Origin of the sequence: Pseudoalteromonas sp. MER144-MNA-CIBAN-0113, assembly GCF_040308965.1 — a bacterium.
In the GTDB taxonomy this organism is placed as follows: Bacteria; Pseudomonadota; Gammaproteobacteria; order Enterobacterales; family Alteromonadaceae; genus Pseudoalteromonas; species Pseudoalteromonas tetraodonis.
In genome coordinates this window covers 25,968-47,625 of record NZ_JBEOOG010000027.1, presented here as the reverse complement: position 1 = coordinate 47,625, position 21,658 = coordinate 25,968, and the positions used below count along the sequence as shown (strand labels likewise).

At 40.4% G+C, this 21,658-nt stretch carries 24 protein-coding genes and 1 tRNA gene; 13 read left to right on the top strand and 12 right to left on the bottom strand.

Going from position 1 to position 21,658, the window contains the following annotated elements:
• Window positions 1-283: 283 nt before the first annotated feature.
• The 3 genes from AAEY57_RS09365 to AAEY57_RS09355 all read right to left on the bottom strand — a co-directional run bounded on the left by AAEY57_RS09365 (window position 284) and on the right by AAEY57_RS09355 (window position 2,658).
• The gene (locus AAEY57_RS09365; protein ID WP_013466001.1) at window positions 284-658 is read right to left on the bottom strand and encodes a hypothetical protein; all 375 of its coding nucleotides are present in this window, start codon (window positions 656-658) and stop codon (window positions 284-286) included.
• 63 nt (window positions 659-721) lie between these two features.
• Window positions 722-1,330, bottom strand: a complete 609-nt coding sequence (locus tag AAEY57_RS09360; RefSeq protein ID WP_273002276.1) for a paraquat-inducible protein A — start codon at window positions 1,328-1,330, stop codon at window positions 722-724.
• A gap of 53 nt (window positions 1,331-1,383) precedes the next feature.
• Window positions 1,384-2,658 (bottom strand): EAL and HDOD domain-containing protein, encoded by a 1,275-nt coding sequence (locus AAEY57_RS09355; RefSeq protein WP_024601950.1) that lies wholly within the window; start codon window positions 2,656-2,658, stop codon window positions 1,384-1,386.
• Between the two features lie 267 nt (window positions 2,659-2,925).
• Between AAEY57_RS09355 and AAEY57_RS09350 the strand changes: the two genes are divergently transcribed.
• On the top strand, window positions 2,926-3,492 hold the full coding sequence (locus tag AAEY57_RS09350; protein WP_273002272.1) for a PhnA domain-containing protein: 567 nt from the start codon (window positions 2,926-2,928) through the stop codon (window positions 3,490-3,492).
• A gap of 135 nt (window positions 3,493-3,627) precedes the next feature.
• Window positions 3,628-4,434 (top strand): META domain-containing protein, encoded by an 807-nt coding sequence (locus AAEY57_RS09345; RefSeq protein WP_350607600.1) that lies wholly within the window; start codon window positions 3,628-3,630, stop codon window positions 4,432-4,434.
• 430 nt (window positions 4,435-4,864) lie between these two features.
• Here AAEY57_RS09345 and AAEY57_RS09340 read toward each other — a convergent pair whose 3' ends face one another.
• On the bottom strand, window positions 4,865-5,704 hold the full coding sequence (locus AAEY57_RS09340; protein WP_013466006.1) for a 23S rRNA (adenine(2030)-N(6))-methyltransferase RlmJ: 840 nt from the start codon (window positions 5,702-5,704) through the stop codon (window positions 4,865-4,867).
• A gap of 238 nt (window positions 5,705-5,942) precedes the next feature.
• Here AAEY57_RS09340 and AAEY57_RS09335 point away from each other — a divergent pair, with 238 nt between their 5' ends.
• From AAEY57_RS09335 to AAEY57_RS09295, 9 genes are all read left to right on the top strand, one after another.
• Window positions 5,943-6,173 carry a hypothetical protein gene (locus AAEY57_RS09335; protein ID WP_008466311.1) on the top strand — a complete coding sequence of 77 codons (231 nt, stop codon included), beginning with the start codon at window positions 5,943-5,945 and terminating at the stop codon, window positions 6,171-6,173.
• Window positions 6,173-6,478, top strand: a complete 306-nt coding sequence (locus tag AAEY57_RS09330) for a cell division protein ZapA (RefSeq protein WP_013466007.1) — start codon at window positions 6,173-6,175, stop codon at window positions 6,476-6,478. The genes AAEY57_RS09335 and AAEY57_RS09330 overlap by 1 nt, the downstream gene beginning before the upstream one ends.
• 56 nt (window positions 6,479-6,534) lie before the next feature.
• Window positions 6,535-7,554: an MBL fold metallo-hydrolase gene (locus AAEY57_RS09325; RefSeq protein WP_273001722.1), complete on the top strand. Its 1,020-nt coding sequence runs from the start codon at window positions 6,535-6,537 to the stop codon at window positions 7,552-7,554.
• 56 nt (window positions 7,555-7,610) lie between these two features.
• A complete protein-coding gene (locus AAEY57_RS09320) occupies window positions 7,611-9,059 on the top strand; it encodes a transglycosylase SLT domain-containing protein (protein WP_055012394.1) in 1,449 nt (482 codons plus the stop codon).
• Window positions 9,060-9,125: 66 nt separating this feature from the next.
• Window positions 9,126-9,614, top strand: coding sequence for an FKBP-type peptidyl-prolyl cis-trans isomerase (locus tag AAEY57_RS09315; protein ID WP_054202647.1), 489 nt, complete (start codon window positions 9,126-9,128; stop codon window positions 9,612-9,614).
• A gap of 21 nt (window positions 9,615-9,635) precedes the next feature.
• The gene (locus AAEY57_RS09310) at window positions 9,636-10,364 is read left to right on the top strand and encodes an SDR family NAD(P)-dependent oxidoreductase (RefSeq protein WP_010391710.1); all 729 of its coding nucleotides are present in this window, start codon (window positions 9,636-9,638) and stop codon (window positions 10,362-10,364) included.
• On the top strand, window positions 10,361-11,200 hold the full coding sequence (locus AAEY57_RS09305; protein ID WP_350607595.1) for an amidohydrolase family protein: 840 nt from the start codon (window positions 10,361-10,363) through the stop codon (window positions 11,198-11,200). Before AAEY57_RS09310 ends, AAEY57_RS09305 begins: the two co-directional genes overlap by 4 nt.
• A 48-nt stretch (window positions 11,201-11,248) precedes the next feature.
• Window positions 11,249-12,811, top strand: coding sequence for a S41 family peptidase (locus tag AAEY57_RS09300; protein ID WP_350607592.1), 1,563 nt, complete (start codon window positions 11,249-11,251; stop codon window positions 12,809-12,811).
• Window positions 12,812-12,814: 3 nt separating this feature from the next.
• Window positions 12,815-13,201 carry a hypothetical protein gene (locus tag AAEY57_RS09295; RefSeq protein ID WP_350607590.1) on the top strand — a complete coding sequence of 129 codons (387 nt, stop codon included), beginning with the start codon at window positions 12,815-12,817 and terminating at the stop codon, window positions 13,199-13,201.
• 51 nt (window positions 13,202-13,252) lie between these two features.
• Here the strand turns inward: AAEY57_RS09295 and AAEY57_RS09290 are convergent, their stop codons facing one another.
• The 4 genes from AAEY57_RS09290 to AAEY57_RS09275 form a co-directional block, all read right to left on the bottom strand.
• On the bottom strand, window positions 13,253-14,428 hold the full coding sequence (locus AAEY57_RS09290; RefSeq protein ID WP_010391702.1) for a mandelate racemase/muconate lactonizing enzyme family protein: 1,176 nt from the start codon (window positions 14,426-14,428) through the stop codon (window positions 13,253-13,255).
• A gap of 27 nt (window positions 14,429-14,455) precedes the next feature.
• Window positions 14,456-15,223 carry a class II aldolase/adducin family protein gene (locus AAEY57_RS09285; RefSeq protein ID WP_350607587.1) on the bottom strand — a complete coding sequence of 256 codons (768 nt, stop codon included), beginning with the start codon at window positions 15,221-15,223 and terminating at the stop codon, window positions 14,456-14,458.
• A gap of 134 nt (window positions 15,224-15,357) precedes the next feature.
• Window positions 15,358-15,681, bottom strand: coding sequence for a c-type cytochrome (locus AAEY57_RS09280; RefSeq protein ID WP_010391700.1), 324 nt, complete (start codon window positions 15,679-15,681; stop codon window positions 15,358-15,360).
• 171 nt (window positions 15,682-15,852) lie between these two features.
• The gene (locus AAEY57_RS09275) at window positions 15,853-16,392 is read right to left on the bottom strand and encodes a DUF2058 domain-containing protein (RefSeq protein ID WP_010391699.1); all 540 of its coding nucleotides are present in this window, start codon (window positions 16,390-16,392) and stop codon (window positions 15,853-15,855) included.
• Between the two features lie 194 nt (window positions 16,393-16,586).
• Between AAEY57_RS09275 and AAEY57_RS09270 the strand changes: the two genes are divergently transcribed.
• Window positions 16,587-17,735 (top strand): MFS transporter, encoded by a 1,149-nt coding sequence (locus AAEY57_RS09270; RefSeq protein ID WP_350607584.1) that lies wholly within the window; start codon window positions 16,587-16,589, stop codon window positions 17,733-17,735.
• Here the strand turns inward: AAEY57_RS09270 and AAEY57_RS09265 are convergent.
• Together AAEY57_RS09265 and AAEY57_RS09260 are read right to left on the bottom strand one after the other, a co-directional pair.
• A complete protein-coding gene (locus AAEY57_RS09265) occupies window positions 17,702-18,202 on the bottom strand; it encodes a prolyl-tRNA synthetase associated domain-containing protein (protein WP_013466016.1) in 501 nt (166 codons plus the stop codon). The genes AAEY57_RS09270 and AAEY57_RS09265 overlap by 34 nt on opposite strands.
• 1 nt (window position 18,203) lies before the next feature.
• On the bottom strand, window positions 18,204-18,590 hold the full coding sequence (locus AAEY57_RS09260; RefSeq protein WP_350607582.1) for a hypothetical protein: 387 nt from the start codon (window positions 18,588-18,590) through the stop codon (window positions 18,204-18,206).
• Window positions 18,591-18,755: 165 nt separating this feature from the next.
• On the opposite strand from AAEY57_RS09260, the gene AAEY57_RS09255 reads away from it, so the two are divergent.
• Window positions 18,756-18,831: transfer RNA gene (locus tag AAEY57_RS09255), tRNA-Ala, on the top strand.
• 180 nt (window positions 18,832-19,011) lie between these two features.
• On the opposite strand, the gene AAEY57_RS09250 is transcribed toward AAEY57_RS09255, so the two are convergent.
• Together AAEY57_RS09250 and proB are read right to left on the bottom strand one after the other, a co-directional pair.
• Window positions 19,012-20,259, bottom strand: coding sequence for a glutamate-5-semialdehyde dehydrogenase (locus tag AAEY57_RS09250; protein WP_076921856.1), 1,248 nt, complete (start codon window positions 20,257-20,259; stop codon window positions 19,012-19,014).
• The gene (gene proB / locus AAEY57_RS09245) at window positions 20,256-21,362 is read right to left on the bottom strand and encodes a glutamate 5-kinase (RefSeq protein WP_013466019.1); all 1,107 of its coding nucleotides are present in this window, start codon (window positions 21,360-21,362) and stop codon (window positions 20,256-20,258) included. Before proB ends, AAEY57_RS09250 begins: the two co-directional genes overlap by 4 nt.
• Between the last annotated feature and the right edge of the window lie 296 nt (window positions 21,363-21,658).

The following is a 21,658-nucleotide window of genomic DNA, read 5'->3' as shown; positions in this document are numbered from 1 at the left end:
TCATTAGATTTAACATCGCAAGAACTTGAAATTTTAGAGAGTAATAATCTAATGTTGGCTTAACCAGATCTCAGGTTAGTTAATTGCCTCATTTAAACTCAGTTCAGCACTGTGTACAGAGACACTAATGCTCAATAAGCTGCTCACACAAACGGCTTTTAATACTGCGAAGTGATTCATCACTTGCTCCACTTAAATTTAAAAAATAAAAAACGATTAAATTTTTAAGCAGATAGATGACAAAAAGCTAAATGGCTAGATTTTGAATACACCTATCCTGCGGTTATGCAGGCATAGGAGGACGATAAAGAGATCGTGCAAAATTAGGTTGGCGCTGCATGACAGCAAGGTGCACTTTTTCAGAGGGTAATTTAGAAGCTATAAATAGCGAGTTTACATGCAAGGCCGAATGCGAATTACAAGCACTCATCGGGCAACTGCAATCTTGGGTTAACGTGCTTTGCTCACTACAGCAATCCATAGACATGGTTGTTGTATCAGCGTCGTCACTCATTGCCATTTCACTATGCTGCATCGATGCATGGGTTGCCATGTTCATATGCGGCACATCACATACCATAGATACAGACGCAACGGCTTGACCCACAAAAGTGAGTAACAAAGTTAGCGTGAGTAAAATACAGTAAATACGTTGCAATGAATTAACCTAATAATAAATAGACATTTAAAGTTTATGGTAACTGCGTTTAAAACTCAATCATTAACTGGTTTTTACCACTGGCTTTATCAAGCTACTAGCCGCAATGGCGAACAGGCAATAGCCGGTAAAATACCAAAAACCAGTACCAAACTCAGCATGCATATTAAGTAAGTCTTCTGAGTTCGCGTTTGCATTACCAGCCATGTAAGCCACGATTAATGCAATAACAAACACATCCACCATACTCCATTTACTTAAGCCAATTATCACTTTACCAAGCTTGTACTTAAACGAAGTCTCCTTCAGTGCACAATAAAACAATTGAAGCAACAACTTAATAGTTGGGATCACTATTGAAAAAAACGCCACTAATATCGCCACTAAGTAGTTTTTGTTATCGGCCAGTTCGTTAACGGTGCCCCAAATACTACGCGTTTTTTGATAAGCGCTGATCTCACCTTCAAGTTTGTCTAACCCCAACATACTCGAGACCATCATTAGCATATTACGGGTGTTTTGATTTCCTTCATCTGCCAGCATTTCAATACCGGCTTGAGCAAGTTTAGATTTATCAATTTTTCCTTCCATACTCAGCACTGGCTGGGTCACCCCGGGGATCAATAAAGCTAAGGCAATTAAAATAGTCGTGATAGGTAAAAATAAACGCATGGTGTAATACTAAGTAAAATCAATATGTGCCAATCATACCCAAACGTTTTACGTTAGTCTTGTTCAATAATGGTGGCTAATAACTCATCCGCATATTGGCGCGCATCTAACATGGCTGTATACACCAGCTCTATATCTGATGCAGGGCGAATAGTCTCTAGCAACTTTTTAGCCAATTGCCAGTTATCTTCTTCTACTGCTTTTATTAAATGTAATGAGTTCCCCATCATGCCATCAAAACTTAAAAGTGCACCAGATAACTCAGCCCCTAAGCTAAACTCTTTGGCAATAGCTTCCAGTTCCATATCTAAAATAGCATCAAGCACCGACATCAAGCCGACTAAATAGCCTTGCTCTGCAATAATCTTTCCGCCAGGCTCTAAAATCAATTGCATAAACTGCGCTCTACATAAACCTAAACGAGTAAGTTCACTAGGTTTGTCTGAGCCAAGTTCGCTCAGCGCCAGTACTCGTACAAACTTTCTAATAGAATCTTCCCCTAAATACACAACCGCTTGTGGAATTGACGTAATCACTAAATTTTTATTAGCAGAGCGAGCATTAACTAGTTTGAGAACACGTGCGGTTAAACCCACATCTTTAGAAATACGTTGATTAATTTCGTTAAAATCCAAATCAGGACGAGATGTGCAGCGCAATAAATCAAAAACCGCCATTTTTAACGGCTCAACATTACCGTAACTGAGCATTTCTGGCCGTGCAAAAAAGAATCCTTGAAAGTAATCGCATCCAGCTTCTTTAAGCTGCCTAAATTCGTCATACGTTTCGATTCGCTCTACCACTATTTTAACCTCAGGGTGATTGCGTTTGAGCTTTTTAAGTAGCATGGTGGTTTTTATTATAGGCTCTTCTACTTCAAGCTTTATATAATCAACCAAACTGAGCAAAGGTTGCCATTTTTCATGCGCGTCATAATCATCTAACGCAAATACATACCCTGCTTTTTTTAGCTCAGTTACTCGTTGAGTAACAAGCTCGATATTTTCAGTACGCTCAACAATTTCAATTACAGTATTTTCAGGCTGTAATAATGTAGGTAAATCCTCTAAAAGCCCTTCGCTAGATAGGTTTATAAACACGGTCTGATTAAGCGCCAGCTTTTCCACCCCAACCAGCATTAACGCATTAAAAAAAAGTCGCCCAGTGGCCTGCCCGTCGGTTGTTCCCGCAGGAAAGGCATTATTAACTGAATCGCGATAAAGTAACTCAAAGGCAAAAATGCTTCTATCAGCATGAAAAATGGGTTGCCTAGCAATATATTGAGTGACCAAAATAGATGAATTTTTTACGTCTGGATTATTTGGCATTACCCTTCCTGTTTTGCAGTGATGTAAGCGTTATTTTTATTGTTATACCTAACCAGTATAGTGAAACTTTAAAGACTTGCTGCAATTTTAATTCGAATAAAAAACAAGCAACTAAGCCTAAATTTATATTCTTAAAATAAAAACCTTTATTAACCTTATTTTTTATAAGGTTTTGCTGCTATCAGCCGCTCTGAGCATACCCAAAGGTTATGGTTATAAGGTATAATGCGATTATAAATTTTTTATAAACTCACAAGAGCCCCTAATATGAGCATTGAACAAGCCTTAATAGAGCGTAGCAACAACCAATGTGAACTCTGCGCAGCAACAGATAACTTAACTGTATACGAAGTACCTCCAGTTACCGAAGCTCATTCAGATAAATGCATTTACACCTGTCAAACATGTAAAGATCAAATTGAGGGCACCCGCGATTTAACTCCTACTCATTGGCATTGTTTAAATGACAGCATGTGGAGCCAAACACCGGCGGTACAAGTTGTTGCTTATCGCATGCTGACACGACTAGCAGCCGATAATGGCTGGGCACAAGACGCACTTGATATGATTTACCTTGAAGAATACACATTAACATGGGCTCAGCAAGCCCTTGCTGAAGATGATGATATTAAACACATTGATAGTAATGGCGTAGTGCTACAAGCTGGCGACACCGTTACGTTAATAAAAGATCTAGATGTGAAAGGTAGTAGCTTAACAGCAAAACGCGGTACTGCTGTGCGTAATATTGGCTTAACCAGCAACCCAGAACATATTGAAGGGCGTGTTGATGGACAACGTATTGTAATTTTAACTAAATACGTTAAAAAATAAGTAACGAATCAAGGCGCCTAGCGTCTTTTTTTATATCTCAACTTTCTGTATTGGCTGTATTTACAAGTTAAGCGATGATTAAGTAACTTAGCCGTATGCTACTGTTTATATCCGTAATTATATCTAGGAACTGTTATGTTCTCACCAAAGCCAAACTCAATCTTAAAGTCGGTTGCAGGCCTATGTTTTTTAGCAAGTGGCACACTTATGCTTAGCGCATGTAACGATGACACCGCACAGCAAAATAGCGCTGTGAAACAAACAACAGCCTCTCTACCAGTGCAAGTTAGCTACCTAGATCGCAGCCTATTAGCGCCTAATTCACAGCTAACCGTTACCTTGGTTGATGTGTCAAAAATGGATGTGGCAGCAACCGTTATTTCTGAGCAGGTAATTGATTTAGTAGGCGCACCGCCGTATAAAGTAGAGCTTGAATACAACCTTGAAAAAATTGATCCAGCCCATCGCTACAGCGTGCGCGCAACCATTAATAATCAAGGAAACTTACTATACACCAGCACAACAAGTAACTCGCCTTTTGCTAATACGGCCTCATCAGAGCCTTTAGAAATTATTGTTTCAAAAGTAGCGTCAAAGCCAGACGTTGACTTAGTAAATACCTACTTCAAAGCCGTTTCAATCGATGGCAATCCCGTTGAAGTGAATACTAAAGAGCCATTTATTCAATTTAATAGTGACAACACTGTGCACGGTTTTTTAGGGTGCAATAACTTTAATGGCGGTTATGAAGTATCGAAGCAAGCAGTGACTTTTACGCAGTTAGCAACCACGCAAAAAATGTGTCATGACAATATGGAACAAGAAAGCGCCATGGCGGGTGTGCTGCAAGCAGCAACGCAATGGCAAATTAACGGTGAAAAATTAGTATTACAAAATGAGGCAGGCAAGCAACTTGCAACCTTTAACGCTGTTTACTTTTAATTAAGCGTAACAATACTCCGCAACTAAGTAGATCAGTATAAAGCCCAGTTAAACTAGGGTCTGTTGATCTTTCAAGGTTAAATTTGCAGCAGTCTGTTTGGTATTTAGGCAAGGCAGCGCCTATGTGGTGTGGTTATTCCCCATAAATAGGCGATAACGCAGCATCAATGCCAAACAGGCGCTGCCCGAAGGGTTCTGCCTAAGGGCGATTTACTCTTTGTTGCCTACATGGATGTAGGTAAGGGGCGTGAGCAGGACGCGGAAGCTTTGCTCGGTTTTTACTTATTCTTACATGGATGTAAGCCAGTAGAATAACGCAGGAGCAGTTATCGAGCCCACTAGGTTACAAACCTCGCGCCGCGATTAAACCGCCCCTAGTTTGAACAAATTTTAATCCGCAAAGGTCAACAGACCCTAGGCTTATTTATTTTTATTCGGCAACTAACTGCTCGCTGCGATAAAAGCCACTTGGCTTACTCAACAAGCTTACTAGTTCAGGTAACACGTCATCCATAGTTTGTTTCAGCTTCCAGGGTGGATTTATCACTATCATTCCAGAGGCGGTCATACCATGTACTTCTGTATCTGCTTCAGTACCTAATTCAAATAATTGAATATTTTTAATGCCCGCGTCAATTAAACCCTGCTCCATATTATCAATACGTTCTCTGTCCACAACCGGATACCAGATCATGTAAGTCCCTGTTGCAAAGCGTTGATGTGCTTTAACAATGGTTTGTACTACCGTATTGTAATCGTCTTTTATTTCATAAGGTGGGTCTATTAACACACAGGCTCTGCGCGAAGCTGGCGGTAACAAACCAATTAAGCCTGCAAACCCATTTTCGCCGCGTACACGAATAGAACGCTTACCTTGCATGTTTTCTTCAAGTAAGACTAAATCTCGCGGATGCAGCTCAAAAAACCAGCCCTTATCTTGACGGCGTAAAAAGTGCTCGGCTATTTTTGGTGAGCCTGGGTAAAACGCCAGCGATGCGCTCTCATTAAATGATTTTATTAGTTCAATGTAGTCATTTAAGGCACTGTGTTGGCTAGTATGTTGCCACAGTTTTTCAATGCCATCTTGGTACTCTTGGGTTTTTTGCGCGTCAGGTGCAGCAAGCTCAAAAAAACCAGCCCCCGAATGCGTATCAATATAGTCAAGCGGCTTATCTTTAATTGTTTGATAACCCAGTACTTGCGCTAACACTAAATGTTTAAGTACATCGGCAGGGTTACCCGCATGAAAGGAGTGTCTGTAACTAAGCATTATTTATTTTCACCATACGCTATTTAATAAAATCAGTGAACCATAAGCACACTACTTTGACAATCGATACCAGCAAAAGCGGGGGTTTACGTGAACCGCTTCTGAATGAAAAAGCCAATAGCGTGAATTATCCCTTAACATAGAATAAAAATCACCTAAAACCAGCGTAAATGCTGGCAAATAAACACACTTTGCTTTACATTTGCATGACATTAATTACAGTTATATGAGCGCATTTATGAACAACAACACTCTTCAACAACTCGAACAACTGATCGACCAACTAATTACCCGTAATAATCAGTTACAAACTGATATTTCAGAGCTTAAAGAGCAAAATAGCAAGCTACTTGATGAAAATGAGTTATTGCAGTTAGAAGCCCTTGAAAATGAAGAAAAACAAAAAGATGCAAGTACCACCTTGTCATCATTGTTAGATAAATTACAAAGCGCGCAACAGGCAAGCTAATGTCTGAGCTGCAAAACCAGCGAGTCACTGTTGAATTGCTTGGTAAAGAGCAGCAATTTGCTTGTCCTGCGGGGCAAGAAGAGGCACTAAAAGCGGCCGCCAAAAATCTGAATGATTTAGTTGAACAAATGAAACAACGTTCAACAGTCAGAAACGATCAAAAAGCATTACTTATGGCTGCCTTAAATTTAAGCCACGAATTGCTTGAAGCGAAAACTCAAAAATCAGTTGAGCTTGAATATCAAGATCAACTGATTGATAAATTGAGTCAGTACTTAAGCTCGAACTCTGAGCACACTAAATAAAAGCGCATTTTGCGCTTTTATTGTTTTTACCGTCAAAAATACAGCTAGAGATAAAGATGCAACCATTTTTAAGTAAAGCTCAAAAAATAGGTAAGTGCTTACTGCCTTTAATTTGCTTGTTTATGCAAACAAAAAGCGAGGCAGCAATTGAGTGGCAACCGTTGTCAGCTAATATTCAATTTCTTAAGCAACCTGAAAGACTTCGTTTTTACGATTCTAACCAAGTATTAATTGAAGGCAGTGAATGTGCCTTACTCGTTGATGCCAGTGGTAACTTTGCGGCAGTAGAACAACTGGTAACTGAGCTAAAACAACGTCTAAAGACGCCTTTATGTTACTTAGTTGCAACCCACTTTCATGACGATCACTTACTGGGGATGGCGGTTATGCAGCATTACTTCCCAGACGCAAAACTTATTACTCACCAACAAGTCGCTAACGACTTTTCGCTTTACCAGCAAGCCTTAACAGACAAGCTAGAGGGATTCGAGAAAAGCATTGAGCTGAGCTATCAACGATTAGCCACCTTACCCGATGCTGAGCAAGTTCAATGGCGAGAAAAGCTTACCCGCGCTAAAAAGCGCTTATTTCGCTGGCAAGACTATCAATTAACACCACCAAAAATGAGTATTAGTGAATCTAAAACGTTAGATTTAGGTGGCTATACACTCACTATAAACCCGCATCAGGCACATACTAATGGCGATTTAACATTACTTGCCGACAAGGGTAAAACCTTAATAGGTGGTGATATAATTGACTGGCTACCCTACCCAGGGCATGGCGAGCTTAATCAATGGCAACGCTTATTAAAAAAATATATAAATAATAATACGCTGTCACTTTTTATTCCTGGCCATGGCAATTTAGTCGATAAAGTTAAATTAAAACAGTCACTCACGTTTTTAGAAGCAATTACGGAGCAGGTTAAAAACAACCCTGAAGCCAGTATTGAGCAATTACAAAAAAAATTCCCAAGTGAAGTACTAAAACCTTACCAACAAGAACCACTTGATATAAAATCAAGTAACTTATTTTTGCAATCGGGATTACTTCGCGCTAAAAACAGTCAATAACTGAACACAATGGATTGTGTTAAAATATGGAAATATATTTTTTAAAAAGGAACAAAATGCGTCACCTGATCTTATGCTTTGCCATTATATTGCTATGTAGCTGTAAAACCACACAGCCAGAGATCATTGCGCCTGTAGTCCCTGCACCTGTAGAGCAAAAAACCGCACAATCAAACACGCCGACCTCTACAAACACCAAAAAAATCATTAATATAAAAACAATACCTAAAGCCCTAAAAGTAACTCAACCAACTGACTTATGGGCACATATTGCTGATAACTTACATTTACCGGTTGAGCAAAATCAGGCGTTAAAGAAACGCATTAACTGGTATTTAAAACAACCGAATTATTTAAATATAGTGTCTCGCCGTGCAGAGCCTTTTTTATACCATATAGTAAAAAAAGTAGAGCAAAAGCAACTCCCCATGGAACTGGCATTACTGCCATTTGTAGAAAGTGGCTTTAGGCCTACCGCCCGCTCAAGTGAGCACGCTGTGGGTGTGTGGCAACTGGTTGCAGCAACTGCACATCATTTTGGGGTTAAATCAGATCAATGGTACGACGGACGCCAGGATGTATTAGCCTCAACCGATGCAGCACTAGATTACTTAAGCTATTTACATAAACGTTTTGATGGTAATTGGTTGCATGCACTTGCAGCCTATAACACCGGTGAAGGCAGAGTTAAACGTGCTATAAAACGCAATCAAAAACGAGGGAAGTCAACTGACTTTTGGGCACTAACACTGCCAAAAGAAACCGCTGACTATGTACCAAAACTATTAGCATTAAGCTATTTAGTAAAACACCCTAAGGCAAAATTTAAACGCCCAAAGCTTCCTTATAAAGCACTGACCACCTCGTTAAATGTGGCAAAACAGTTCGATTTTTCAATTATGGCCAAGCTCTCTGGTATGGGTGTAAAACAGCTACATGCTCTTAATCGGGGTTATTTAAAAAACCAAAGTTCCCCCCATGGCCCGCATACTTTGTTGCTTCCTATTGAGCAACAAGCTTTACTAAAAAACCGTTTTTTTAAAGCCAATTTTGCAGGCGAATACATAGTCAAAAAAAATGACACACTATACGGTATTGCTAGGCATTTTGGCTTGCCTTTAAAGGCACTAAAACAGCTCAATAATAAGCAAAATAACTTTATTGGTGTTGGCGAAAAACTTATTTTAGGAGAGCCGCAAACGTTACCTGAATCGCTCACTATTAACTATAAAATAAGCCCTTACTTGGAACAAAAAGAGCCCGTTATTCCAACCATCGAGGTAGATTACCACGTTAAACCCGGTGATAACCTGTGGAATATAAGTCAGTTGTATGGCGTTGCTCATAGCGATTTAGCACGTTGGAATAAGTTATCAGCATCTAGCGTATTAAAGCCTGGGACTCAGTTAGTTTTATTTATACCCCAAGCTGCGACACCTAAAACCACACCGGCTAAAAAAGATCTGTTACTCGACTTACAAAATACATTAAATCATCCCCGTTAAGTTTCTAAAGCGCAGTATTTCGCGTAAAATTGCTTTTTAATTTATTTAAATCTTAAAGAGACATGCATGCAAATCAGTAAAAATTCGGCCGTTGAATTTCATTACACCCTTAGCGAAGCCGGTGAACAAATAGAAAGTAGCCTTAACGACGCGCCATTAAGTTACATTCACGGCAGCGAAGGCATGCTACCCGGTTTAGAAACCGCACTTGAAGGTAAAACTGCTGGTGATAAATTTAGCGTAACGTTATCTCCAAGTGAATCATACGGCGAGCGTGTTGATGATTTAATTCAGCGCATTCCGCTTAAGCATTTACAAGGCGATGTAAAAGTGTGGAAGCCAGGTATGACTGCAATGGTGCAATCAAATCAGGGTCGCCATCAAGTGACTATCGTAAAAGTAGGCCGCTTTAATGCTGATTGTGATTTAAACCACCCATTTGCTGGTAAAACGCTGACCTTTGATGTTGAGGTTGTATCAGTTCGTGAAGCAACAAGCGAAGAAATCTCTCATGGCCACGTTCATGCTGAAGGTGGTTGCGGCCACGCACATTAATTGCTAATTAGAGGAGCAAGTATGTCAAAAGTTGCAATAGTAACCGGTGGCTCTAAAGGCATTGGCTTTGCTGTGGTACAGCGATTATTAACTAACGGCTATCAGGTTCATAACTTAGATATTGAGCCAAGTGAGAGTGGTGTTTTTCATCAATGTGATGTTAGTGATGTAACCGCCGTACGCCAGTGTATACAGGCTATTATTGAAAAAACACAACGTATTGATGTACTTGTTTCAAACGCTGGTAAGCATCTAAGTGCCACAATTGAGCACACCGATGAAGCGACATTCGATGCGTTAATGGCACTGAATGTTAAAGGTGCGTACGCGGCTATACAAAGCGTATTACCAACTATGAAAGCACAGCAAGATGGCGCTATTGTGTTAATTGCCTCAGATCAGGCCATTATAGGCAAACAAAACTCATTTGCTTATAACTTAACTAAGCACGCATTGGCTTCAATGGCTAAAACCACCGCCTTGGATTACGCAAGCTTTAATATTCGCGCTAATGCAGTGTGCCCTGGCACCATAGAAACGCCGTTATTTCATAATGCAATTGATGCATATTGTAAAAGAAGTGGTGCTAACAAAGCCGATATTGTTGCCGAAGAAGCCGCATTACAACCGCTCAACCGTTTAGGTCAAGCCGATGAAGTTGCTGCACTGGTAAGCTTTTTAGTAAGTGCAGATGCCAGCTTTATTACTGGTAGCTTACAACGTATTGATGGTGGCTACACAGCACAATGAGTACTAAAATTATTGACCCGCATCTGCACTTTTTTAATTTGCCGGAGGGTCAATACACCTGGCTACAAGGTGCGAACCCACCAGCTTGGTCTAACTTAGATAAAATAAAGCAGCCCATCAGCGTTGCTGAACTGATCAAAAGTACTAACTTTGAACTCGCAGGTTTAGTGCACATAGAAGCTGGGTTTGATAATAACCAGCCAGTTAAAGAATTAAACTGGTTAGCCAAACATATTAAAAATATACCTTATAAAGCAATTAGCTTTGCAACAATTAACCAGCCAAATAACGCATTTAAACTAGCACTTCAGCAGCTAGATCATCACTCTCTTGTAGGCATTAGAGATATCACTGAAGGTCATGATGCCGAGCGCTTATTGAGCCCTCATTGTCTCGATAACCTGCGACACTTGAGCCAATTAAAGCTGCATTTTGAAGCCCAATTTGAAGTAGAAAACCTCAACATCACTGAGCGGCTCATTTCTTATGCCAACAAAGTTAGTGGCTTACAAATAATCATTAATCACGCAGGGCTTGCACACAACCTTGCAAACTGGGCAACTGCAATTGAACTACTTGCAAAACAGCCTAATGTTGCGATTAAGTTTTCAGGTTTTGAATTACTCATGCTTAATAGCGAGCAGCAAAACCAATGTTTTAAACATATTTTAAAGCATTTTGGTATGCAAAGAGTGATGTTTGCTAGCAACTTCCCCGTGTGCCAAATTAATATTAACTACAACGAGTTATGGCAACATTATCGCAGCCTGTGTAGCGACGATCTTACATGGCAATATTTGAGTTACAAAAATGCTGCAAGCCTCTATCAACTCTAAATGAAAACCGCTATATTTAGCTCAACAGTTTAAAAAACGAGCATGCGTATGGCCATTTTTAATTCATCTTCTCTTAAATACACATTACTCCCTTTTTCACTAGCCGCTTTATTAACAGGTTGTGGTGGTGGAGGTAGCGACAATGCGACCAACCCAACAACTGATAATAGCGGCTGGACCTCAGGTGTATTTGCCAGTTCAGGGCAATTTAAAGGTCAATGCCAAGCAATTAATGAAAAAAACTGGCTACGCTCTTGGAGTAACGAAACCTACCTATGGTATGACGAAATTATTGATACCAACCCTGCATTAACGTCAGGGATTATTGATTACTTTAATACTTTAAAAACGGAGCAACTGACTGAGTCAGGTGCGAAAAAAGATAACTTTCACTTTAGTTTGCCGACCGATGAGTGGCAAAGACAAAATCAATCCGGCCTAAGCTTTGGTTATGGCTTTAATATAAAAATAATTGCCGGTAGCGCGCCACGCCAAGCAATTGTTAGCTACACCGAACCAAATACCCCAGCTAGTAATCAAAATATTATTCGTGGTTTTGAGCTTTTAGAAGTTGATGGCGTTGATTTTATTAACACCACCTCATCGAGCGAGGTAGGTATTATTAATGCAGGTTTATTCCCCGAGCAAACGGGTAAAGTTACCGAATTTGTATTTAGGGATATCAGCACTAATGAAAATCGCATTGTTACGCTCACGTCTCAAAACATCGAATCGCAACCAGTAATGAATGTTCGTACCGATTTAGCCGCTGGTGATGTTGGTTATTTTCAATTTAATAGCCACAACGCCATAGCCGAAACACAGCTTTACAACGCCTTTAACCAACTCGCTGCCAGTAGCATTAAAGATTTAGTCATTGACCTGCGCTATAACGGGGGTGGGTTATTACAAATGGCTAGCCAAGTAGGCTACATGGTGGGGGGCAGTAACACGCAAGGTAAAATATTTGAACGGACCATATTTAATGATAAATTCCCTAATACCAACCCCGTCACAGGCCAAGCACTGACGCCGATGCCTTTTACAAATCGTTTTGTCGGCTTTGAAAATAATCCTGCAATTGTAGCGGGCACGCCGTTACCCACCTTAAACTTAGAACGGGTATTTGTACTTACCACCAGCAGTACCTGCTCGGCTAGTGAGGCTATCATTAACGGGCTACGCGGAGCAGATGTTGAAATTATTCAGATAGGCGCAGGCACCTGTGGTAAACCGTATGGTTTTTACCCTACCGACAACTGCGACACCACTTATTTTACTATTCAATTTACTGGCGAAAATAACAAAGGTTTTGGTGAATATTCAGATGGCTTTGCACCGCAAAATACCATTGATGACGCACGACAACCGGTTCGTATTGCTGGGTGTGCTGTTGCCGATGATTTTACTAAGCGCTTAGGTGATGCTAGTGAAAGCTTATTAAGTACAGCGCTGAGCTATAGAGAAAACGGCAGTTGCCCTGCCCCAAGCTCAATAAATAGTGTTCTTGGTTTTGCGCCCACTATCGCCACCGATATGCCAGAAGTAAAAGATATGCGAGTTCAAACCATGCTACAACAAAATATTATTCTTAGTGATAACATGAGATAAGCAATGAACATATTATTAGCAATAAGCATGACTGCAGCGACATTAGGGTTAACGGGTTGCTTAGCGCAAAGCTCAGAACCCACACCTAAGCTACAGCATGCGTTACTAATTGAGCCCAATAGCGCTAAAGTAGCCGATGCGATTACGCAACTGCTACATAGCTCACAGGTTCAATTAACCGACGATGTTTTTGTAACCTCAAGCACAGTTACCCTTGAGCAACTTAATCACAAAGACCCTCAGGGAAATCCGATTATGGGCAAGCAGCTTAATATGCCGGATCAGTTTGAACTGATGATTAAGGGAGAGCGCTGTTTTGTTCGCCATTTTGATAGCAAAGCAACCATCGAACTAAAACAAGTACTTTGTAAAATAAACCCACAGCGATAAAAAAGCCGGTAAGTGACAACTCACTTACCGGCTATTTCTCAACAGAGTAAACTATTTTATTTCTACGCGTTGTGAGCGCATTACAATTTCATCGTTAAGCTCAATCCCAAGACCTGGTTCTTCAGATACTTCAAAAAAACCATTTTTAGGTTGTGGATCTTGTAAGCATAGCTCTCTATTCCACTTTTTAATCGCGTAAGTATGATGCTCGTGAATTAAAAAGTTAGGGATCGCTGTTTCTAAGTGCAATGATGCCGCCGTTGCAACCGGCCCTCCACATACGTGTGCCTGAATACGCACATCAAAAATATCAGCGTAATCACATACTTTTTTAGTTTCGGTAAAGCCACCACATAAGCCGATATCTGGCTGTAGTACATCAATACTTTGATCTTCTAAATAAGGACGTACACCCCAGCGGTTATACAAGCGCTCGCCGCCTGCAATAGGCACAGCCACTTTGTCAGCCACTTTTGCATGTAATGAATGGTTTAAGTAATTCACCGGCTCTTCAAAATACATACAGTCAAATTCTTCTGCAATTTCACCAATTTGAATTGCCGATGTCGCTCCTGGTAAGCTATGACATTCAAAAATAATATCTACTTCGTCACCCACGGCCTCTCGAATAGCCTGCATACGTGCGCGGTATAGTTTCATCTCTGGGCGAGAAATAATATTTGTGCGGTCGTAATAGGTGTTACCGTCTTTATCGTATTGAATTGGATCGACTTTCACCGCATCGTAACCTTCCGCCACCGCTTTTAGTGCCGCTTCGGCATATTCTTGTGGCTGTACCAGCGCTTTAAATTCACTGTCCCAGTCAAACTGCAGCTGTGATGCATAAGTACGCAGCTTGTCGTTAACTTTACCGCCAAGCAACTGATAAACCGGTAAACCTAATGCTTTACCTTTTATATCCCAAAGTGCCGTATCAATCGCACTCATTGCTGCGTAAACCACCGGCCCACCGCCTAGACCCCAAAAACTTTCACGTAACATGCGCGACCATAGTTTTTCAGTTTGAAACGGGTCATGGCCAATTAAAAAGGCATCGGCCATTTCTTTGATCATCGCAGCAGCTGCACTGTGGCCTAAATCGTATGCAAGACCTGCTTCACCCACACCGCTAATACCTTCATCGGTATGAATTCGAACAAATACCGGCGTCCATGCAGGACGATCAGGGCAATGAATATCAAAGACTTCAACGCGATTTACTTTCATAAAAATTCCTTATTACCCTTCAGTGGGTTATTTTGCAAAACTAGGATCAAGACGATACGCTTTTCGTAACATGGCAGGCCATGCTAGCTGGCCCCCTGTACTGCCGCTGTGAACGACGTTCGCTTGGTTATAAATGTTATCAATAATAGCTTGAGGCACAGCAGTCGCTTCTTGCGCACTTGATTGAATGGCTAACTGTATTTCACAGGCACGCTGAAGGTCATAAAAGCGCATAAACGCATCGCCTACCGTTGGGCCTACTGTTAAACCGCCGTGGTTGACCAATAGCATATGATTGGTGGTGCCTAAATCTGTTTGCAGGCGTTTACGCTCATCGCCATTCACCGCTAAACCTTCATAGCCATGGTAAGACAGAGACGGCAATGAAAACATCGAATACTGACTTAGCGGTAACAGCCCTTCTTTTTGTGTTGCAACCGCAATCGTTTCTTTGGTGTGCAGGTGTATAACGCAATGGGCATCCTCACGTACTTCGTGAATGGCACTGTGAATAGTGAACCCTGCAGGGTTAATATTAAAGGGTGTATCGTCAATAATGCGGCCATTTAAATCTACTTTGACTAAGTTAGATGCAGTGATCTCATCAAACGTTAAGCCAAAGGCATTCACTAAATAATGATCAGTGCCCGGTAGGCGAGCAGAAAGGTGCGTATAAATTAAATCCCCCCAACGAAAATGGTCAACTAATCGATAACATGCGGCTAAATCAACACGTAGTTGCCACTCTTGTTCTGATACTTTATTTTTTAAATTGAGCTGGGGTAAATCAAACATAACAAGCCTTTTAAAACACAGCATAGCGCTAGTGATTGTAGATGTTTAGAAGTCTAAATGAGTATTAGCATGATGGCAATCACCAAATAAAAAAGCCACACATAGGTGTGGCTCTTTTTAATTAGCGTTAACGGTTATTGTACTTTTGATAGGTAATCGGCAATCGCTTCAAATTCTTCATCAGTCACAGTCGCAACCATCGCTTTCATCGCCATAGACATACCGTTGTTACGAGCGCCTGACTTGATGTCTTTCATTTGCGCTACTAAATATTCTTTGTTTTGACCATTTAGTTTAGGGTACATCGCCATAATAGGTGCTTTACCTTCTGCACCATGACATGTTTGACAATTTTTAGCTGTGTAAAGTGCAGCGCCATCTGCAGCGGCTGCTGAAAATGAAAAACTTGCGGCTAAACCAATACCCGCCCCTAATAAAAGTGTTTTTATCTTGCTCATTGTATTTACTCTTCTTTTTACGGTTAAAAAAAACGGTTGAGATTATTGTAGTCAATAAATCTTTAAAAAGCATACGTCCTTGGTAAGGTTTGACGATCAATCAGAACAAATACGTGTATCCCTCATAAAACACATACTAGCTTGCTTTAACTGAGCAGATACTTAATAGGCTTACCAAATAAGATCGTCTGGCACTTCAAAATCAGCATACGGATCGTCTTCATCTTTGGCTTTATTTTCAGGCTCAACATGAAACACAATATACTTTTCATCCACCTCAGCCACTTTACGCGCAGGCTCATCTTCTAATACGTAAAACTGACCTTCTAACACACAAATAGCTAAACGCCCGCCCGAGAGCGCCTTTTGCGTTTGCTCATTCACATCAAGCCCTTTCACTTTATTTTCATAAGTGAAGTTAAAGGTACGCTCACCGCGAATTGACTCTTGATTATGATGCTCTAAAATTTGCTTAACACGGGCGACTTGCTCGCGCTGCTTTAATTCTTCTTGGCGCGCTTTATTGAGCTCTTCAGCTTTTTGCTGCTGCTCCAACTTAGTTTGCTGAATATGCTTTTGTAAATCGTTCGGGTTGCTCGTCGCTCCCTTCTTTTGCTTTTTCTGTTGCTTGCGCTTTTCTGATTTAGCAACTTTAGCTTTATGTGATGTTGTTAAACCAGCTTGGAGCAATTGCTCTTGTAGTGACCCCATGGCGTGTTCCCACTAAAAACGAATATTAATGCTATTTTAATCACCAACGAGCGTAAATAACAGCGCTATTGGTATTAATCTAACAAACTACTGAAAACAAAGCATGATTTAGCGCAATAAAGGTTAATTTATGAAAACCCAAGCAGTTTTGTATATAATGCAGCTCAACTAATAAGCAATGTATATGGCAGTTAATGCGCTTACCTCACCTACTCATCTGTTCAGTTTTCATTTTTTTTGTTTTATACGCACCACAGCCATTATTAAGTTTATTTGCTACTGAATTTAATGTTGCTCCTGCTGTTGCAGGCAGCTTAATGACGGCCACTATGCTGCCTTTAGCTATTGCCCCTTTAGTGTATGGACTGTTTTTAGCTAAGCGAAACCCTTTATTGACATTACGCTTCGCTATGTTGTTACTGGGTGTCGGTTGTATCTTATTTATTTATGCCCCGAGTTTTGAATTACTTCTACTGGTAAGGTTTTTACAAGGACTGACTTTACCTGCAGCATTGACTGCCATGACCAGCTTTATTGGTATGAGCTATCAAGCAGATACATTACAAAAAAATATGACGCTATATATAGGTAGTACGATTGTCGGTGGTTATTTTGGTCGTGTATTGGCTGCGCTCTTTAGCGATGTTTGGTCGTGGCAGAGTTTTTATTACCTAATAGCAGCCATGCTGATTATTCTAGCGTTAAGTATTCCCCATAAACGTTTTAATCTCGTTAAATCAACCGAGGTTTTATCGCCATTAGATTATATAAAACAACTTAAAGAGGGCTCTGCACTTAAGCTCTATGGTGCCATTTTTTGTATGTTTTTTTGCTTTGCAGCATTATTAAACTACTTGCCTTTTATTTTAAAAAATACCTTTTTAATTAATAACACGCGCGACATTGGCTTTGTTTATAGTGGCTATTTGGTGGGTGCTTTGGCTTCTATTTTCACTCCTTGGCTATTAAAAAAAATGACTTCAGCCTGGCGATTGTTGGCCGCGGTATTCGTGTTTTATAACCTCAGTATTGTGTTATTAATGAGTCATTCACTGTTGTTGTTTTTAATTGCATTCACACTCTTTTGCGGCGCTATGTTTGTGATTCATTCCACAGCGGCACCACTGGTTAATAAAATCAGTCACGCACCGCCAAGCGTTACCAACGGGTGCTATGTATCATTTTATTACAGCGGCGGCGCAATGGGCTCGTTATTACCAGGGGTGGTTTATCAAACTCATGGACAAACGGCGTTTATGGCAACATTACTCGCTGTATGTTTGTGTGGACTGGGGCTTATTTTGTGGGCTCAACGCGATGGCAAAAACATCACCCGCGGCTGATGCTCAGTAAAGTCAAAAAAACGCAGTAAATCAGGCTTAGTTAATAACCATGTTTGGGTATTTTCAAACGGGTGGCAATGAAATAAATCGCCAAACCAAATATCTTGATCAAGCCAAAGCGTTACATCACGCTGTTTGTCGTTCATTAAGCTGAGCATTGACACGCAACCCGGTGCAACCTTTAAGTACTTAGCCAAGCGCTCATTAGAGGCAAAGCCTAAGCGCGATAGCCCTTGCTGTTTGGCAAGTGACTTTAAATCCAACTGTTTATCATGCGCGGTGATCACTAAAAAATGACGCTTACCTTCATTGTCTCGCAAAAATAGGTTTTTTAAACGTGTTCCTGGGCGATTTACCATCAGTTCATCGGCATCTAAACTGCCATGTAGCGCTGGATGTTCTATTACGTCATATTCTATATTTAGTTGGGTTAACACTGCCGCTAGTTTTTGTTTATCCGCTAACATATTACAAACAACGCCCTCTTAATTGCACACTTAAATCACGCCATAGTACTTCGTTTATTTCATGCTTATCTGCACAATAGTTACGCTGTGCTAGTTCTTTATTAAGAAACTCTACCGCTTGATCTTCTAATTGTAATTTTAAAACACTCGACTCTTCAAAATGCTCTTGCTCAGCAAAACGCTGAACATCATTGCGGGTTAGTTTTTTATTAATATTAATTTGCTCACGACTTTTAGCCTTTACAGAAACCACATAAGCAAAAAGCTTGTTACCTTGCTCATCAAGGGTGTCATAAAATTGTTTATTATTAATTTCGTAGGGCGGTTCATCTACTGAACTGGCACAACCAAAAAGGAAAATCATGAAAACTAACGCGTATTTTTTCATTATGTATTGTCGTTTTAGTAAATATTTAGCTCGAGTTTAACAAAAATTAGTTAAAACGGAAAAATTTGTGAAAAAATACTTGACCAAAAACGTAAAAATATTTAAAGTTCACCCCGCTTGAGACTCAGCACTTAAGCATTTACATTGTATGTAAATTAGGAATGTGGGGCTATAGCTCAGCTGGGAGAGCGCCTGCCTTGCACGCAGGAGGTCAGCAGTTCGATCCTGCTTAGCTCCACCACTTTCCTACTCTCTCCCCTAAGTAATATCCTTATTTTTATATTCTAAATAAATTTCTCTGTTAATAATTTTTTGCCCTGTTTTAATCTTTATGTTTGCTTAGTTGTTTGATTTTGCTAAATCGAGATCAAAAATGCCGAGCAAAAGCCCGGCATTTTTATCGTTTATTAGGTTGGGTAAGTTATTCGCGAACTTGACCAACACCATTAACTAAATATTTCTCAGTCGTTAGTGACTCAAGCCCCATTGGACCATAAGCATGCAACTTAGTCGTTGCAATACCAATCTCGGCGCCTAAACCTAGTTGTGAGCCATCAGAGAAACGTGATGACGCATTAACCATAACAACCGATGCATCCACACTACGTTGGAATAACTCTGCCGCAGCATCGTTTTTAGTACAGATAACTTCGGTATGATTTGAGCCAAATTGAGCAATGTGCTCAACGGCTGCATCAAAGCTTGGCACTATACGAATAGCAATTTCTAAATCTAAATATTCTTCACCAAATTCGTTATCTGCAAGCACAGTGACATTATCAAAATACTCAGCCGCTTTGGCATCGGCATTTATTTTTACGCCTTCTTGGCGAAGCACTACCGCGCACAGGTTTAAAAACTCATCAGCAACATCTTGGTGTACTACTAACCCTTCTAAGGCATTACATACGCCAGTACGTTGAGTTTTACCGTTAAGTAGTAGATTGAGTGCCACTTCTAAGTCTGCATCTTTATCTACGTATAAATGACACACGCCTTTAAAGTGCTGAATAACAGGAATTGTACTGTTTTCTGTTACATAGTTAATAAGCCCTTCACCGCCACGTGGGATAATTAAATCAATACTGTCGCGTTGCTGCATTAATTCCATTAGTAAAGCACGGTCAGGATCTGGAATAACTGAAATTAGCGCCGTTGGCAAACCATGTTTAGTAAGCACGCTGTGCATTACACTAGCAATGGCTTGTGAGCTTTTAAGCGCTTCTTTACCACCGCGCAAAATAACACCATTACCCGACTTAAAGCACAATGCACCCGCGTCAGCCGTTACATTAGGTCGTGCTTCGTAAATCATACATACCACGCCCAGTGGTACACGCATTTTTCGAATTTTAATGCCATTTGGACGTTCAGTGATATCACGTAACTGGCCAACCGGATCATCAAGTGAAACAATCACTTCGATACCTTCAGCCATCGCTTCAATGCGCTCATCATTCAATGTTAAACGGTCTATCATTGACGCTGCTAAATTATTGTCACGCGCAGCGCTTAGGTCACTTTCATTTTCTTTGATTATAAATTCTTTTTGATCTCTTAATGCCGCTGCCATATCGGTTAACACGTTGTTTTTAGTCTCGGTATCGAGTAAAGCAAGTGTATGTGCAGCTTTTGCTGCTTGGCGTGATATATCCGTAATTAAACTCATGACTTCTCCAATAATGCGATATCTTTTTCTGAAATAATTGGTCCAATTGAATCCTGCATTTTTTCGCTGAATTCACTCTGCTCGTTGTCTGCAATAAAGTTTAACAAGCAGCTACTGTAATTTGCTGTGGCTTTAGCTAAACGCGTACCATCTTCACTGCGAACTAAGATAGTATCGCCCACAGCAAACTCGCCATGTACTTCCTTGATCTCATCGCCTCGTAAACAGCCGTCTTCGCCTTCTAGCGAATCATCAAATGACCCATCGACAACCACTTCACCTTGTTCATTTGCGGTATGTGTCATCCAGTGAATAGAGTCTTGCATTGGTTTTTCATAAGGCAAGAACACACTACCTGGATTTTCGCCCGCTAATAAACGAGTAAAGGTTTCTTCTTTAAAGCCATTAATAATATACGTTGCAATACCATGTGATGTGGCTTTTTCTGCCGCTTCAATCTTGGTTTTCATTCCACCGGTGCCTACTGCACTGGTAGCACATCCTGCCATAGCATAAATAGAATCATCAATTGATTTTATTTCAGGCAATAATACGGCATCGTCATGCAGATTTGGATTTTTGTCGTACAGCCCATCTACATCCGAGAAAATCATTAATGCGTCAGCGTCAGCGGCAGCTGCCACCATCGCTGATAAGTTATCGTTATCACCCACTTTTAAATCATCTGTTGTCACCGCATCATTTTCATTAATGATAGGTAGCACGCCGTGTTCTAACAAGGTAAATACGGTTTCACGGATACTCTGGTAACGCTCACGGTCACGTAAATCACCATGAGTTAATAATAGCTGTGCTGATGGAAAATCAAAGAAACGATCCCACATGGCCATCATTTCTGTTTGCCCTGCTGCAGCCATCGCTTTTTTCATAACAACTGAGCGCGGCTTCTCTGATGGAAATAAATGCGAGCCTGCCGCTACAGAGCCTGATGACACTAAAATAACCTCTATACCACGTGCGCGACAGTGAACAATAAACTGTGCGATGGTTAATAAATAACGTGAACGACAGCCATCTTGATCGGGTGCAATTAAGGCACTGCCCACTTTAAGTACGATACGTCGCCAATTTAACTTTTGCATAAGTGCTCAACTTTCCATTTAATTTGTATTCATCACATAGATGAATGAAACCAGGTCGCTATGTTTAAAACATAACGTCGAATTTGTTTATCATTGCCCACACTTTTTTTACACACGCGTACACCGTCTCTAAAACCATTGTTTTAAATTGAGATGCAAAAAATAAATAGTATTAACCCAATAAAATTGGATTGTACTAACTAAAAAAATATAAAGTGTTGTTTATGTATCGCTGTAAAAAGCTGTGTGCGGCTTTTTTATTAACAACATACATAGAGCCTCTTAAGTCTGGTACA

Bases quoted from the DNA above. Each gene is read 5' to 3' on its own strand.
- AAEY57_RS09250 (WP_076921856.1), bottom strand. From the start codon at position 20,259: ATGAGTTTAATTACGGATATATCACGCCAAGCAGCAAAAGCTGCACAT.
- AAEY57_RS09280 (WP_010391700.1), bottom strand. From the start codon at position 15,681: ATGAGCAAGATAAAAACACTTTTATTAGGGGCGGGTATTGGTTTAGCC.
- AAEY57_RS09295 (WP_350607590.1), top strand. From the start codon at position 12,815: ATGAACATATTATTAGCAATAAGCATGACTGCAGCGACATTAGGGTTA.
- AAEY57_RS09335 (WP_008466311.1), top strand. From the start codon at position 5,943: ATGAACAACAACACTCTTCAACAACTCGAACAACTGATCGACCAACTA.
- AAEY57_RS09275 (WP_010391699.1), bottom strand. From the start codon at position 16,392: ATGGGGTCACTACAAGAGCAATTGCTCCAAGCTGGTTTAACAACATCA.
- AAEY57_RS09360 (WP_273002276.1), bottom strand. From the start codon at position 1,330: ATGCGTTTATTTTTACCTATCACGACTATTTTAATTGCCTTAGCTTTA.
- AAEY57_RS09320 (WP_055012394.1), top strand. From the start codon at position 7,611: ATGCGTCACCTGATCTTATGCTTTGCCATTATATTGCTATGTAGCTGT.
- AAEY57_RS09290 (WP_010391702.1), bottom strand. From the start codon at position 14,428: ATGAAAGTAAATCGCGTTGAAGTCTTTGATATTCATTGCCCTGATCGT.
- AAEY57_RS09285 (WP_350607587.1), bottom strand. From the start codon at position 15,223: ATGTTTGATTTACCCCAGCTCAATTTAAAAAATAAAGTATCAGAACAA.
- AAEY57_RS09340 (WP_013466006.1), bottom strand. From the start codon at position 5,704: ATGCTTAGTTACAGACACTCCTTTCATGCGGGTAACCCTGCCGATGTA.
- AAEY57_RS09300 (WP_350607592.1), top strand. From the start codon at position 11,249: ATGGCCATTTTTAATTCATCTTCTCTTAAATACACATTACTCCCTTTT.
- AAEY57_RS09260 (WP_350607582.1), bottom strand. From the start codon at position 18,590: ATGAAAAAATACGCGTTAGTTTTCATGATTTTCCTTTTTGGTTGTGCC.
- AAEY57_RS09270 (WP_350607584.1), top strand. From the start codon at position 16,587: ATGCGCTTACCTCACCTACTCATCTGTTCAGTTTTCATTTTTTTTGTT.
- AAEY57_RS09265 (WP_013466016.1), bottom strand. From the start codon at position 18,202: ATGTTAGCGGATAAACAAAAACTAGCGGCAGTGTTAACCCAACTAAAT.
- AAEY57_RS09310 (WP_010391710.1), top strand. From the start codon at position 9,636: ATGTCAAAAGTTGCAATAGTAACCGGTGGCTCTAAAGGCATTGGCTTT.
- AAEY57_RS09305 (WP_350607595.1), top strand. From the start codon at position 10,361: ATGAGTACTAAAATTATTGACCCGCATCTGCACTTTTTTAATTTGCCG.
- AAEY57_RS09315 (WP_054202647.1), top strand. From the start codon at position 9,126: ATGCAAATCAGTAAAAATTCGGCCGTTGAATTTCATTACACCCTTAGC.
- AAEY57_RS09330 (WP_013466007.1), top strand. From the start codon at position 6,173: ATGTCTGAGCTGCAAAACCAGCGAGTCACTGTTGAATTGCTTGGTAAA.
- AAEY57_RS09350 (WP_273002272.1), top strand. From the start codon at position 2,926: ATGAGCATTGAACAAGCCTTAATAGAGCGTAGCAACAACCAATGTGAA.
- AAEY57_RS09325 (WP_273001722.1), top strand. From the start codon at position 6,535: ATGCAACCATTTTTAAGTAAAGCTCAAAAAATAGGTAAGTGCTTACTG.
- AAEY57_RS09355 (WP_024601950.1), bottom strand. From the start codon at position 2,658: ATGCCAAATAATCCAGACGTAAAAAATTCATCTATTTTGGTCACTCAA.
- AAEY57_RS09345 (WP_350607600.1), top strand. From the start codon at position 3,628: ATGTTCTCACCAAAGCCAAACTCAATCTTAAAGTCGGTTGCAGGCCTA.
- proB (WP_013466019.1), bottom strand. From the start codon at position 21,362: ATGCAAAAGTTAAATTGGCGACGTATCGTACTTAAAGTGGGCAGTGCC.